This window comes from Pseudarthrobacter sp. P1 (assembly GCF_050156935.1).
Classification (GTDB): domain Bacteria; phylum Actinomycetota; class Actinomycetes; order Actinomycetales; family Micrococcaceae; genus Specibacter.
On record NZ_CP189585.1, the window covers coordinates 141,405 to 155,690 of the forward strand.

8 protein-coding genes and 2 pseudogenes are annotated in these 14,286 nt (G+C 62.4%); 6 read left to right on the top strand and 4 right to left on the bottom strand.

Annotated elements, in window-relative coordinates; translation table 11 throughout:
• Window positions 1-48 precede the first annotated feature (48 nt).
• The 3 genes and pseudogenes from ACQCSX_RS21535 to ACQCSX_RS21545 all read right to left on the bottom strand — a co-directional run.
• Window positions 49-1,737, bottom strand: a complete 1,689-nt coding sequence (locus ACQCSX_RS21535; RefSeq protein WP_427019145.1) for an APC family permease — start codon at window positions 1,735-1,737, stop codon at window positions 49-51.
• Window positions 1,734-3,689 carry a primary-amine oxidase gene (locus ACQCSX_RS21540; RefSeq protein ID WP_427019146.1) on the bottom strand — a complete coding sequence of 652 codons (1,956 nt, stop codon included), beginning with the start codon at window positions 3,687-3,689 and terminating at the stop codon, window positions 1,734-1,736. Before ACQCSX_RS21540 ends, ACQCSX_RS21535 begins: the two co-directional genes overlap by 4 nt.
• Window positions 3,690-3,725: 36 nt before the next feature.
• Window positions 3,726-3,980 (bottom strand): annotated as a pseudogene (locus ACQCSX_RS21545) (aldehyde dehydrogenase family protein); the annotation flags it as partial.
• 450 nt (window positions 3,981-4,430) lie between these two features.
• On the opposite strand from ACQCSX_RS21545, the gene ACQCSX_RS21550 reads away from it, so the two are divergent.
• Together ACQCSX_RS21550 and ACQCSX_RS21555 are read left to right on the top strand one after the other, a co-directional pair.
• Window positions 4,431-5,888 carry an APC family permease gene (locus tag ACQCSX_RS21550; RefSeq protein ID WP_427019147.1) on the top strand — a complete coding sequence of 486 codons (1,458 nt, stop codon included), beginning with the start codon at window positions 4,431-4,433 and terminating at the stop codon, window positions 5,886-5,888.
• Window positions 5,885-6,628: an IclR family transcriptional regulator gene (locus ACQCSX_RS21555; RefSeq protein ID WP_427019148.1), complete on the top strand. Its 744-nt coding sequence runs from the start codon at window positions 5,885-5,887 to the stop codon at window positions 6,626-6,628. Before ACQCSX_RS21550 ends, ACQCSX_RS21555 begins: the two co-directional genes overlap by 4 nt.
• Window positions 6,629-7,215: 587 nt before the next feature.
• On the opposite strand, the gene ACQCSX_RS21560 is transcribed toward ACQCSX_RS21555, so the two are convergent.
• Complete coding sequence (locus tag ACQCSX_RS21560; RefSeq protein ID WP_427019278.1) at window positions 7,216-8,205, bottom strand: HAD-IIA family hydrolase; 990 nt, start codon at window positions 8,203-8,205, stop codon at window positions 7,216-7,218.
• A gap of 836 nt (window positions 8,206-9,041) precedes the next feature.
• On the opposite strand from ACQCSX_RS21560, the gene ACQCSX_RS21565 reads away from it, so the two are divergent.
• From ACQCSX_RS21565 to ACQCSX_RS21580, 4 genes and pseudogenes are all read left to right on the top strand, one after another.
• Window positions 9,042-10,529, top strand: a complete 1,488-nt coding sequence (locus tag ACQCSX_RS21565; protein WP_427019149.1) for a glyceraldehyde-3-phosphate dehydrogenase — start codon at window positions 9,042-9,044, stop codon at window positions 10,527-10,529.
• Window positions 10,530-10,616: 87 nt separating this feature from the next.
• The gene (locus ACQCSX_RS21570; RefSeq protein ID WP_427019150.1) at window positions 10,617-10,979 is read left to right on the top strand and encodes a cupin domain-containing protein; all 363 of its coding nucleotides are present in this window, start codon (window positions 10,617-10,619) and stop codon (window positions 10,977-10,979) included.
• 726 nt (window positions 10,980-11,705) lie between these two features.
• Window positions 11,706-12,731 (top strand): 6-phosphofructokinase, encoded by a 1,026-nt coding sequence (locus ACQCSX_RS21575; protein WP_427019151.1) that lies wholly within the window; start codon window positions 11,706-11,708, stop codon window positions 12,729-12,731.
• Window positions 12,732-12,997: 266 nt separating this feature from the next.
• Window positions 12,998-14,256 (top strand): annotated as a pseudogene (locus ACQCSX_RS21580) (IS701 family transposase).
• The last annotated feature ends 30 nt before the right edge of the window (window positions 14,257-14,286 follow it).

Consider the following 14,286-nt stretch of genomic DNA (forward strand, 5'->3'; position numbering starts at 1 on the left):
CGCGTGCGGTCCCCGATGCTGCCGTCGACAGCACCGGGGACCGCCTGTTTAGGGTTGTTCCTTCTCCAGCTCTAGCTCCTTCGCCAGCTCCAGTTCCAGCTCATCATCCAGCCCGAGCCGACCCGAGGCATTCTCCAGCTCCAGTTCCCTGATGAGTTTGAGATCGATCGGGGTACTCGGCTCCGGATCTTCTTCGTCCAGGACCGGGCCGTGACCGTCGTCAGCAAGAACGACGTGGCCGATGGTTTCATACTTGAGCGGATTGGTCTTCCGCAGGTAGAGTGCTTGGCCTGCCCCCAAGATGAAGAGACCAGCGGCGATGTAGGGGATGAGCTTGAACAGCAGTGACGACGCCGCAGGCCCGGCGGCCGTGTCCAGGTTCAGGCACATCAGGATGACAACACCCAGCATCCCCAGTCCACCGAGAATGGGTGCGACTTTGGTGCGCCAGGCCTTTTCTTCCGGATGGTGATTGCGGAAATAGTTGAACACAGCGGCCATGGTGATGGTCTGCACAATCAGGAGCGAGAATGTCCCGAGCACGGCCAGAACGATAAAGAGATCCAGGTATGGGTCCTTGTTGAAGAACCAGAACCCGAGAACCCACAGGATTGCAAAACCTGTCTGGAAGAACGATGCGATGTAGGGGGATCCGTGCTTCTTATGGGTCTTGCCCAGTGCGCTGGGCAAGACTCCTTCGCGTCCCAGCGAATACATGTACCGTGATGCGGCGTTGTGGAAAGCCATGGCGCAGGCGAAGGATCCACTCATCATCAGCCATTCCATGACCAGAACCCACCCGTGGCCGACAAAGACGTCCGTGGGGTGGAAGAACATGTCCAGCGGGTTGGCGCTTTGCGCCAAGGCAATGGCTCCAGCGGCACCGTTCCCGGCCACGGACATCCAGGAGACAAATGTGTAGAAGACACCGACGCCGGTGACAGCGATCATCGTGGCGATAGGGATGATCTTCTTCGGGTTCTTCGATTCCTCCCCATACATGACTGTCGATTCGAAGCCGGTCCAGGACCAGAACGCGATGAACATGGCCAGTCCCGGTGCGGCGAATTGCAGACCGTTTGGCCCGAACGCATTAACCGGGTTCAGCGTCTCAGGCATCAGCCCGTCGGGGCCACCGCCATGGAAGAGCACGCCGAAGGCCATGACCGCCAGAATCCCGATCTCAGTGGCCAGGAGCAGTGTCAGGATTTTCGCTGCGAAGCTGATTTCAAAGTAGGTCAGTGCCCCGATGAGGACGAGGGCGATCACGGCGAAAACAGCCCAATGGATGTCCACCCCCAATTGGTCGTGGAAAGCCAGATGGGCGAAGTAGGAGAAAATACCGATGATGCTGGCTTCAAAGACGATGTAGCCGAAGGTGACCATGTAGCCGGTCCCGAGGCCAACCACCCGTCCCAAGCCCCGGGAAATGAATCCGTAGAAGGCGGCCGTTGATGTCACATAGCGGGCCATCGTGACATATGCGACCGCAAAAATCGACAGGATAACCGTCGCCCAGATGTATGTTGCCGGGGTTCCGGTTCCGACACCGAAGCCGACCGAAAACGGGACATTTCCGCTCATCACCGTAATCGGTGCGGACGTCGCGACGGCCATGAAAACAACATCCCACAGCCCCAGGCTGTTGGCTTTCAGCTTGCCCGGTTGGGAGCCATGCTTGGAGGGAGCGGAACTTGCCGTGTCTTTTGCGTTCCCCAGGCTGTTGGGCCGGTTCATTGTTTGTCTCCGGCGCAGCACTGTCCGGTGCTGGCGGGGGCCGTTTCGGACCGTGTCTCGGAGCTGGGCAGGTTCAGGGTGGGGTTCTGGTCGAAGAAGCCGTGGGGCTCGAGCATGAAGCCGATGTTCTGGCGGGGCATGATGGGCCAGTCCTCCAGACGCACGACGTGGTGCATGCCGAACGTGTACCAGACCACGAGGTCCTGATCGACGATGTTGCGGTCCTTCTGGGTCCAGATGTGCAGTCCGTCATCGGCGCCGGTGGCCTGGTTCGGGAACTCGCCGGCAGCGAAGCGTTCGGTCCGGTCGTAGGCGGTGACCCAGAGGTTGTTGCGGGCGAACTGTGCCCGCTTGCTCACGTAGGACTCGTCTCCGGCGGCCAGCTGGATGCCATCAGTGGGGATCAGCCGGTAGGCGACGGGTTCGTCCACGATGTTGCGGCTGTCGTGGTTGGCGATCTTCCAGAAGCGGTGCTTGGCCGAATCCGTCTTGCGGATGGCGGCCTGTTCGGTTTCCAGAAGCCGGTCCACGGCCATGAAGGCGGTGTGGGTCGGGTTGTCCTGGGGGATTTCCATGTCCACTTCATAGACGGCGTTCTTCGGGCCGTCGATTTCAAAGTCCATGCGGACGTTGAACATGTGCTGGTGGATCGGGGCGTAGAGGCCGTCGTTGTTCAGGGTCTGTCCGTACGGGCTCTTCTCACCGGGCTTCTGACCGGCGGTGGAGAGGATGCCGGTGGCCTTGACCAGGAACTCGATGCTGCCGTCAAGGAAGAGGTGCCAGTAGAAGGCGTACTCGTAGTTCGCGACGGTGGCGATGAAGGAGATCACGAGCTTGCGGCTGCGGCGGGTCTCGGTGGTGCCCTCGCGGAAGTCGAAGTGCTTCCACAGGATGCTGTCGTCCTCCTCGTGCATGCAGATCGCGTTTTCGATGGTCATCGGGTTGCCGTGGCTGTCGGTGGTGATGCCGTCGAAGTACTTGATCTCCCCGGTGCAGTCGCAGCCCAGGGTCAAGGAGTTGGCCATGTTGCCGATGTTGTACTCACCGGAGTCGAAGGCGTTCTTCTTCGCCTGGACCGGGGCGGTGTCTCCGTACGGGACGACCATTTCCGACAGGGAGGCCCGGTTGATGACGGGACGCTCGGTGTCCTTGTTGCGGAAGCGCAGCTGGTGCAGGACCAGGCCCTCGCGGGGGGTGAAGCCGACACGGAAGGACCAGTCGGCCCACTGGACGTGGTTACCGGTGACCGTGAAGGACGCCCCTTCGGGCTGGGTGATGGAGATGGGCTTCAGATCGGTCCGGGCCTCTCCGACGTACTTGGGCAGGTAGTTGCCGCTGGCGCTGGGAACCGGGATCGCCTGGTCGTCCTCGACCTTGACGACCTCTCCGGAGTTCAGGTCCACGATGACGATGAAGTTCTCGATCGGGTGCGCGTACGGGCTGTCGTCGGCCTCATCACGGACAAAGACCAGGGCGCGCATCAGGCGCCGGCCCTCGTTGTCTTCACCGAAGTAGCCCACGGACCACGGTTCGAAACAGACCAGGTCCATATCCGTGATGCCCCGCTTGGCCAGGGCCGCCTGGACCTCGGGGTTCTGCCGGCAGGTCGCTTCACCCTCGGCAAACTCGTCGAGCATAAAGGGAGGGTGGACGTTGGCAGCCAGTTGCGTCCACTTCGAAACGATGCCCGAATCAAGATCGACGACCGCCTCATAGGCGCGTCCCTCGGCACGGTTGACCAGCACGGCGTCTGCTTCACGCGCCGTCGCGGCACCGGTGCGCAGCAACTCCTTTTCGGGCTCGCGCAGCTCAACGCTGATGAAGCGGAAGGACTCCGCCGCGGCTGGGCCGTCCTTAAGGATGGCGGCCGCTCGGGAGATCTCGGCGCGGGACAGCGGATCCAGGGGGTGTGCTGTCCCTACCACGGTCTGGGTTTCAGTATTGATCGTCATGGTTCTCTCCTTGGTTCTTGTTCAGAATGAGGGTGACTATGGCCTGGCAGCCGAAGTGTTCCGGAAACCGGCCGTGAAGAAGCCGATCGTGTTCCCGCTGTAGCAGACCAGCAGGTTCTTGGTCTGCTGGTAGTGGTCCGGCACCATGGCGTGGTTCTCACGTCCGGTGCCGGAGGACTTATAGCCGCCAAACGCGGCCCCCGCGGGGTAGGCATGGCAGGTGCTGACCCATACACGCCCGGCCTGGATCTCGTGCCCGGTCCGGTAGGCGGTGTTGCCGTTACGGGACCACTAGAAACAAAGGGTCCTTAGATTGTCAGAACTGTTCATCTTTGTCAGAACTGCTCAACTTTGGTGCATATGAGACTGCGCTGGAAATCACCTCAGCAACCCCGGGTGTGGGTCTAAGAGGGATCGTCCGCAACCCCGGCATCCTCTATTTCTAGAGGGTCAGCAAGGGCTCCTCTCGGAGTCCTACCAACGTGATGTCGATCACATGCATTCCTTTCATGTAGCCAAATTACGTCAAGGAATTCATTTAGGCGAGTATTTTATGAAAATTTCCGTGAGAAATTCGACGCCGTATTTTCCCATTGGAGTTAACATGTTGGAAACATTCGGAAACATGTTCGCGGATGTCGTTGCCGGCCCGGGAATGCTAATGTTTGGCACTTCGGGTCGATGACTTGCGTCCCTCATAAGCAAGGCGAGCCTGCCCGTCTGAGGGAAAGTTGGTTCCCAGTGTCTGCCCGCGGTGATCGCTTCATCACTTCCCGCTCTCCGGTGGAGGGCCTGAGCCGCCGGAAACTTTCCTTCTTGCCGGTCTTCGCGCAGGCAGTGGCCGCAGTGGCGCCTGCCGGTGCCATGGCCGTCATTCCGGCTCTTGTCTTTGGATCCACTGGACTGACCCTTGTGCTGACATTCGGCGTAGCCATGGCGGTCATGGTCATGGTTTCCTTCTGTCTGCGACCGATGGCGAAGCGGATGGCTGCCGTCAGCGGCCTCTACAGCTACACAGCCAAGGGACTTGGCCAACGGACGGCAATCACCGTCGGCTGGTCGGCCATGTTCGGTTACGGCCTCGTGGCCATGGCCAGTCTGTTGGCAGTTGGCACCTATGTTGTTCAGCTGTTGATCAATCTTGGGGTCCCCCTGGCGGATCCCAAGGTTTTCACGGTTCTGGTCGTTCTTGCCGCCGCGGGTGCCGCCTGTTTTCTCATGGTCAGGGGGATCCGGGTATCCGCGTGGTTCACGTTGTTGATGGAAACCATTGCCATTGGAGTCCTCGTCGTCCTCATGATTGTCTACTTCACCTTCAACGCGCCGAAGGTGAGTCTTGGGAGCGTGTTTGCCTGGAACGGAAATTTTGATTCGTTGTGGATCGGCATCGTCGTGGCCGTAAGTGCCTTTGTGGGCTTCGAAAGCCCGACCACGCTGGGAGGCGAGGCGTACAAACCCTTCGTCAGCGTCCCTCGGGCCATCATGTGGACCCCCATCGTGACGGGCGTGCTCTATCTTCTTGCCGCGACCACCCAGGGCGTAGTGCTCAATGAGGCACCGTTAAACATTGCAACCAGCTCCACTCCGTTGTCTGACCTGGTTTCCCAAACTTCCCCCGTGATCGCCGCAGTCCTTGACCTGGGAATCGCAGCATCGTGGTTTGCGTGCGCGATCGCATCTGTCAACGCCCTCGCCCGGATATTTTTCTGTATGGGCAGAGAAGGCGTTGCGCCGCGAATAGTCGGCAGGACCCATCGCGCCTTTCGAACTCCCTCGCTGGCAATCATGGTCGTCATGCCGGTAGTGGCCATAGTCCCCATCGCGATTATCATCTCCGGTGCCAGTCCCGAGCAGGGCCTCGTGAACCTCTTCACGCTGGGCGCCTACGGATACCTTGGGGCCTATGTCCTTACCAGCGCGTCCCTGCCCTTCTTCCTGCGCCGGATAGGGGAAGACACTTACGCCAGCTGGATACTGGGATCGGCAACCTCCCTGGCCCTCGGGGCCGTGCTCTGGATGGCTGCGACGGTATCGATTCACACTGGCAGCCTGCAGACCTTCATCTACGGCGGGGTCCTCCTCGCCAGCGTCCTTTACGCCCTATTCCTTCGCCTCCGGGTACCTGAGCGTCTGGCATCCGTGGGCATCTACGACGAGACGCGGGAATTGGACCTGTTTCATGGCGGGCCCATCCCATGAACTACAGGTCCGGAAACCGGGGGCCCAGCACAGCATCAAACCCGCTCAGGATCTTGGAAGTCGTGGCCCGGTTAGGCACCGGGACAACGGCGAAAGAGGTCGCCGACGCCCTGCAGATGCCCCCGGCGACCGCCTACCGGGTGCTGAATGCGCTCGTCGGGGACGAATATCTGGCCCGCACATCCGACCTCCGCGGATTCGCACTCGGACACGCGATTTCAGGCCTGATTATGGCTGCGACCCCGCCAACCGTTCCCACCGCAGCCCACACCGTAATAGAAGAGTTCCGGAGTGGAAACCGTTTCGCAGTGCACCTCATCATGTTCCGGAACGCCTCTCTCAGAATCGCCGATGAGGATCCGGATTACCCGCTCCACTCAGCATTCGAAATGCTCCGGTATCCACACGCCTCCGCCGCAGGGAAACTGATGCTCGCTGAACTTGGCAATTCGGCCTCCCCTCTCCCGAAGGGGCCGTTGATGAAGCTGACCCAGCACACGATCACAGACAAGCGGCGGCTGGAAGAGGTACTCGCGGAAATACGGTTTAAAGGCGAGGCCACGGAAATCAACGAATTGGAAGAAGGCTCCGCCAGACTGGCGCTTCCAGTGAGACTGCCCAATGGGTCTGTCGGTGCAGCCCTCTGCCTCTCCGGCCCCTCAGAACGGTTCGGCACTATCTGTGAACATGCGGAAGGGGCCCGAGAACTAACGTCGCGACTAGCCCCGTTTCTGTTCTGATTGAGAAACCGGAACGAGTCTCCAGCCGTCCCGGACACCGTGAACCGATCGTCAGTCAGGATCCAGTGGCGTGGTCGTAACGCCAAACCGGGGTGGTCACCGGTGAAGCCTGCGCTGGGAAATGAGTTGACTCTGTCAACCCGTTCTGCCCCCGCCAGGACGGCCATTTTGGCCCCCCTTGTCTTGGCCCGTGGCCTCAGGATCTACAGTCTTGCCGAACCCTGGATGATCCCGGGCAAGAACTCTCCGCGGATCTGACGATCACACGGCCATGACGGACATCCATGGGGCATCAGGCAGCTGAGGTGCTGCCGCTGCGTTGGCGTCGGCTCGCCACCTTGGGAATTTCGACCTCGTTCTGGGGACAGGGCCCCTCGTATCGGACCGATCCTTCTTGGAAGCCCGGGGCAGGTCCAACTCAAGATCCGGTGGCGGCGGTTGGCGATGACGGGAACATCCACGGCCGGCTGGTGCTCTTTGTGCCAGGTTTCGAAACCCTCCGGCGTCATGGTCACCAACGCGCACTGTCGCACAAGCCGACTACCATCCCGGCGGTTCCTTCCTGCCGAAGGATGACCTGCCGGTCCCTATCCAGCCGTCGCGAACACGATCTCCGGTGCAGCGTCCGAGGCCATGTCCGGGTGGGCTGCCCACCAGGCAGCACAGGCAGCGCGCCAGCTGTTAAGGTCGTCTTCACGGCCACTGATGCTCACCGTCGATCCCGATACCCGGGCCACGGCGGCGCCACAGGAGTAAGCTCCGTCGTTGGCCGTGATCTCCGGGTATTCCTCGTAAAGTTCGCCCAGGGAACGGATCAAGTAGTTCGGACGCTCGTCCAAGCGGGCAGCCAGGGCCGTTTGAACGGAGTCCACACCCGTGAGGACGAGGACCGTAGCCATGCCCGCGCGATTTCCACCCAGGATGTCGGTGTCCAGTCGGTCGCCGACGACGAGGGCGCGCTCTACGCCGGAGTGGCGTGCCGCCGTCTCGAAGAGTGCTGGTTCTGGTTTTCCTGCCACCAGGGGCGACTTGCCGGTGGCAGAGGCAACCGCGGCCACCAGTGATCCGTTGCCGGGAGCGAACCCCCGCTCCTGTGGAAGGGTCATGTCCATGTTCGTCGCTACCCAGGTGGCACCCGCTGTGATCGCGAAGGCGGCCTCTGCCAGATCCTTCCAGCCGAGGGCAGGGGAAAATCCTTGAATGACAGCGTCTGGCCGACTATCCGAGGTGGGCACAACGACCAGTCCTTGTGCCCTGACGGCGTCCGCGAGGATCTGACTGCCGACGACGAGCACAGCCGCGCCTGCGGCTACCTCGCCAGCCAGCAGCTCTGCACCGGCCAGCGCGGATCCGAACACCTGCCCGGCGGTGGCAGGTGCTCCTAGTTCCCGGAGATGGGTGGCAACCTCCTCGCAAGAGCGCGACGCGTTGTTGGTTACGTATGCCAGGCTCTTGCCCTCGCCCTCGAGCCTATCGAGAGCGTCGGTGGCACCGTCGATCGCCCTCGATCCGGTATACACGACACCGTCAAGGTCAGCGAGCACCCCATCAAAGCCATCAATTAGCCGTCTGGTCATCGATATCTCGCCCTCGCTGGTCTTGCTGGCCGGTTTGCGTTTTTCCATGGAGACCGTGCCCTCGTCGGAGTCAGCAGGAGACGGGCCAACCCCTGGCGCCATGTCTTGACGCTTTGGTGTGCCGGCGGAGCGTCTATGCCGACGTTCATCTTGGTGACACCCTAGGACACCGCGTCAGCGATATCCTAATTGGAAGAACCGGGTCCACCGTGGAACGCAGTCAAACGGTTTATCGTTGCCGGTGTTCTGGCCTGCCTACTCCTGGATGTCCATGAGGATTTCCGTACGCAGCTTCACACCGCCGGACACAGGCGCCCGGGCCTGTCCACGCAGGCGATGACCAGCAGTGCATTGCTGACCGTAAATGTGAGCGCCAGGTTCTGCCGGTTCCTGCGGGCAATGTGTGGGCTTCTCCTAACCTCAGCGTCCTCGTCACAGGTGCCCACAGTTGCTGCAGTTCACCGATGGACACCATAGCGATGACATCTTCATCGCCGGCACTCTTCTGCGGCCGCCTGCACTCAGCCGTGAAGATCACCAGTGTGTTTCCGCCAGCAAAGGGCAGGACTGCCTCCCGAAGCAACTCCGGTACGCAGAGAGCGGCACGTCCGCGGTCCGGGCAATGGACCTAGGGAACGCCCACGGCCGCCCGGGCTCGGCCACCGTCGCCGGGGAATGAACGATGTGGGCTCATTCATCAGGGCCCGCGTTCGGGACAACCCACGCAGTGGCCTATTCAAATGGGTAGTCAAAACCATCCTGAATTAGCGTTCCCCCTATCCAAAAGGGACAGGAGGATTGATGCCATGCTCACCTCACTTTGGAAAGGCAGCCCGATGCTACAAACCTCAGATTCTTGTCTTGCTACATGGATGGGCCGCGAGGCCCTCGCTGAGGCCATGATTCCGGTGATCGGCCGGCTGTTCCGCGAAAACAACGTGGTCACCTCCATCCACGGACGCAGCCTGATCAGCAAGTCCACCATGGGCATCCTGAAGGCGCACCGTTTCGCGCGCCGGATCAGCATGGACGAGCTGCTCCTGGAGGAGACTGCCCCGCTGCTGAACACATTGGCGCGGCTGCAGCTCGGTCCGGCCTCGATCGACATCGCCGTCCTGAACCAAAAATTCAAGGAAAGGGACAGCGATGCCACCTTGGAGGAATTCCTCCGCACGGAACTCGCCGAGCTCGTGGGCAAGCGCGACGGCGATAGCCGCACCAGCACCGACGTGGTGCTCTACGGATTCGGCAGGATCGGCCGTCTCCTGGCACGCCTCCTGATCGAAAAGACAGGCGGCGGGCACGACCTGCGACTGCGAGGCATCGTGGTCCGGCGCGGTTCTGAGAACGACCTTACCAAGCGTGCCAGCCTCCTGCGCCGCGACTCGGTGCACGGTGCCTTCGAAGGCACGATCAAGGTGGACCACCAAACCAACACCATCACAGCCAACGGCGTCCAGATTCAGGTCATCTACTCGGACAACCCCGCCACCATCGACTACACGGCCTACGGCATCAAGGACGCCCTCGTGGTGGACAACACGGGCCGGTGGCGTGACGAGGAGGGCCTGTCCCAGCACCTGCTGAGCAAGGGCGTGGCCCGGGTGCTGCTGACCGCTCCGGGCAAGGGCGGGCTGAAGAACATTGTGCATGGCATCAACCACAGCGACATCACCAACGCGGACCGGATCATTTCCGCAGCGTCCTGCACCACGAACGCCATCACACCGGTCCTGAAAGCCGTCAATGACAGGTTCGGCCTGGTTCACGGCCACGTGGAGACCGTCCATTCCTTCACCAATGACCAGAACCTGACCGACAACTTCCACCAGGGCGACCGGCGCGGTCGCTCCGCAGCACTGAACATGGTCATCACCGAAACCGGGGCCGCGAAGGCAGTGGCCAAGGCGCTGCCCGAATTGCTAGGCAAGCTCAGCGGCAGCTCCATCCGCGTTCCTACCCCGGACGTTTCCCTGGCGATACTGAACCTCAGCCTCCAAAGCGGCACCACCAGGGATGAGGTCAACAACTTCCTCCGCGAAATGTCACTGCACTCGAACCTGCGCAAGCAGATCGATTTCGTCGACTCACCCGAGGTGGTCTCCACCGACTTCGTCGGTTCCCGCCGAACTGGCATCGTTGACGGCCTCGCCACCATTTCCAACGACAATCACCTGGTCCTTTACGTCTGGTACGACAACGAGTTCGGCTACAGCTGCCAGGTGGTCCGTGTCATGGAAGAGATGGCCAGCGTGAAGCGACCGTCTTTCCCGGCTACGAATGTCGTTGAAGAGGCCATGTCGGTGCTTGCCTCCCTGGGATAAGTTCAACCGCTGCTTAGTCGAGCCGCGGCCATCACCACCAGCCCGCCGGAGACTATACCGGCGAGCAGCAGCAGAAAGGTACATCCAATGAGCAAAACCTTCCAGCCCACCGAGCTCTTCGAGGGGAAACTAGACGAATCCCTGCTCGGCCCTCCCTTGGCCGAAGTGCTGGGCGACGAGATTCCAACGCGAATTTCCATACCCTTCACCAGTGACGATTCCCGCATCCTCTCTGGAGTCTGGGAGGCCGAACCCGGACTATCCCGGTGGGAGTTTTTGGAGCGCGGTGAGGTGATTCACGTCCTTGAGGGCCGCATGGTGGTCACTGAGGATGGCGGTAAACCGGTCACCCTGGAGGCTGGAACTGCCGGCTTCTTCCCAATTGGGTGGCAGGGAACCTGGGAGATCCAGGAACGGATCAGAAAGTTCTTCGTGATCTTCGCCGCCTAACCACGGAAGACCTCCACCGGGTCAGGCCCGGGGTGAACCCCGGGCCTGACAGGTTGTGAGCATGAGTAGGCTTGCCTGGCACGGGCGGCCCTCCTGCAGTGGGGTATCTGGTTCGAACGGCTATCAAATCAACATGAGGTATGCCGAAGATTCGAGGGCCACTGGCGCCTGAAGGAGCCGGCTTCAAACGCCGCGGATGGTGTCTGGGCCCACAAGAGTTGGCCACCTCAACCCGGCAAGTGGCCATTTTTCACGGCACCAAACAGTGGGACCTTGTGTAAGGGGTTGCGCCTGACATCCGGCTCGGGAATTTCTCCCAAAGTCCGTGGCACAGAACCGGTCGCTCAGTGTCCGGTTCACGACGGTGGAGTCCAGGACGGCAGGGTCACATGGATCATCCGATTTGGCTATGTCGGCCACGCATGCGGAGCATGTATCCTGCGGTGTCCACCTTGACTGCAGACCAGCTGTACTACGGTGCCCGGACTTGTGGACGTTGTCGAAGGGGCCTTGGAACGGGCCGCTGCGTTTGGCGCGATGGACGTCGTACGGGCGGCTGGGCCGCATTAAGAAGTGGACTTTGACGAGAGGACCAGGGCGGTGGTCTCCCCGGCCGGAATCTTGTCATGGCTTTGTGTCCCACCCCTCGCCGAACCCACCACCCATCTAAGTGGGTTCGGCGAGGCACTCTCCCCACGCACCTTCTCCGACGATTTGAGCCGAAACATGAAAATTGGAATTCTCACCAGCGGCGGCGACTGCCCCGGACTCAATGCCGTGATCCGCGGAGCCGTGCTCAAGGGCATCAAGGTCCACGGGCAGGAGTTTGTGGGCTTCCGCGACGGCTGGCGCGGCGTGGTGGAGGGCGACATCATGGACCTGCCCCGCCAGAGCGTCCGCGGCATTTCCAAGCAGGGCGGCACCATCCTGGGCACCTCGCGCACCAACCCGTTCGAGGGCAACGGCGGCCCCGGGGTCATCAAGGCGCACATGGACCGCCTCGGCATCGACGCCATCATCGCCATCGGCGGCGAGGGCACCCTGGCCGCCGCCCAGCGCCTCACCGACGCCGGCCTGAAGATCGTGGGCGTGCCCAAGACGGTGGACAACGACCTGGACGCCACCGACTACACCTTCGGCTTCGACACCGCCGTCCAGATCGCCACCGAGGCCATCGACCGGCTGCGGACCACCGGCGAATCCCACCACCGTTGCATGATCGCGGAGGTCATGGGCCGCCACGTGGGCTGGATTGCCCTGCACTCCGGCATGGCCACCGGCGCCCACGCCATCCTCATCCCGGAGCAGAAGACGTCCCTGGAACAGATCGCCACCTGGGTCAACGAGGCGCATGAGCGCGGCCGCGCGCCCCTGGTGGTCGTCGCCGAGGGCTTCGTGCCGGACCACCAGGATTCGGCCCACTCCGAACGCGGCCTGGATGCCTTCGGCCGCCCGCGCCTGGGCGGCATCGGCGAGCAGCTGGCCCCGCTGATCGAGGAAATGACGGGCATCGAGACCCGGGCCACGGTGCTGGGCCACATCCAGCGCGGCGGCGTGCCGAGCGCCTTCGACCGCGTGCTGGCCACCCGCCTGGGCATGGCCGCCGTGGATTCGGTGGTGGAATCCCGCTGGGGCACCATGGTGTCGCTCAACGGCACCGAGATCGAGCATGTGCCCTTTGCGGAGGCGCTGGGCAACCTCAAGACCGTCCCGCAGCACCGCTACGACGAGGCCGCCGTCCTGTTCGGCTGAGCTGCCCGCCCCATATAAACAATTCGCAAAGTTCCGGAAGATGAAGTCGGCGCGGACAGGGGCTCCCATCCACTGTGCCCAGCCAGATTGTCCCATCGGGGCCTCCGCGCCTGGACCTAGTACGACAGTCGCGTTTGATTTGGGCTGCATCGGCGGTTTAAACGGACTTTCCGCTTGGGGCCTGTCAATCGTTGGTGGTGGGTGATGATATTTGTGTGGCGGACGTGGAAGAGCGGGCCGAAGGTCTGGAGGAAACCGGCGATCTTATGGGGCCGCGGTTTGTCCGTTCCGAACCCCGCCGGACTGCTGTTGGGTATGTGCGGGGGCTGCTTTCGGAGGAGGAACGCAAGAATTCCTGGACCCTGTCCGAACGTGCCGGGCACGGCACCCCGGATGGCATGCAGCGCCTGCTCTCCACCACCGGCTGGGACCGGGATGCGGTGCGCGATGCCCTGTTCGGCTACGTCAACCGCCACCTGGGCGATCCCGACGGGATCCTGGCCATCGACGAGACCGGATTCCTCAAGAAGGGCGCCGCGTCCGCCGGGGTCGCACGCCAGTCTTCGGGCACCGCCGGGTCGGGTCGAAAACTGCCAGATCGGGGTGTTCCTGACGTACTCCACCCCGGCGGGGCGGAGCCTGCTGGACCGGGAACTCCACCCGCCCAAGGCCTGGACCGACGACCGGGAACGGTGCACCCGGGCGGGGATCCCCAAGACCAGGGAATTCGCCACGAAGCCGGTGCTGGCCGCGGACATGATTGACCGGGCCCTCGCGGCCGGGATACCGGCCCGCTGGGCCACCGGCGACGCGGTCTACGGGCAGCACACGGGGTTGCGCCGCCGGCTGGAGGCCAAGGGCCTGCACCATGTGCTGGCTGTGCCCATGAACCAAAACGTCATCGCCCCCACCGCCGGGGCCGGCGAGCAATGGCGCGCCGATCAGCTCATCGCGTCCCTGCGCGGCACTGCCTGGCGGACCCGGACGGCCGGGGCCGGCGAGCAATGGCGACCGCCGCTATTCCTGGGCACGGACCCGCATCAACGGCCCCGCCGAAACAGGGGAACACTGGCTGCTGGCCCGCCGGTCCCTGAAGGACCCCACCGGCCTGTCCTGCTACATCTGCCATGGCCCCAAACGGGTCTCGCTGGCCGAACTGGCCCGGATCGCCGGCACCCGCTGGGCGATCGAGGAAACCTTCCGGACCTCCAAGGGCGAAACCGGACTGGACCACTACCAGGTCCGCCAATGCACCGGCTGGTACCGGCACATCACCCTCTCCATGGTCGCCCAGGCCTTCCCGACCGTGATCCGCTCCACAAAAGGGGGCGCTGCCGCCGGAAACGGGGAACTGATCCGGCTCTCGCTGCCCGAAATCAGGCAGCTGCTCGTCCGGCTCGCCTGGCACCGCACCACCAGCCCTCACCACGTCCTGGACCACTCAACCTGGCGACGGAAACACCAACACCGCGCCCGACATTGGCATTACAAGCCCCGCGGCCACACCCCGCAAACGCACCTGTAGTACTAGGGTGTGTCTCCTAATCAGTGGTTT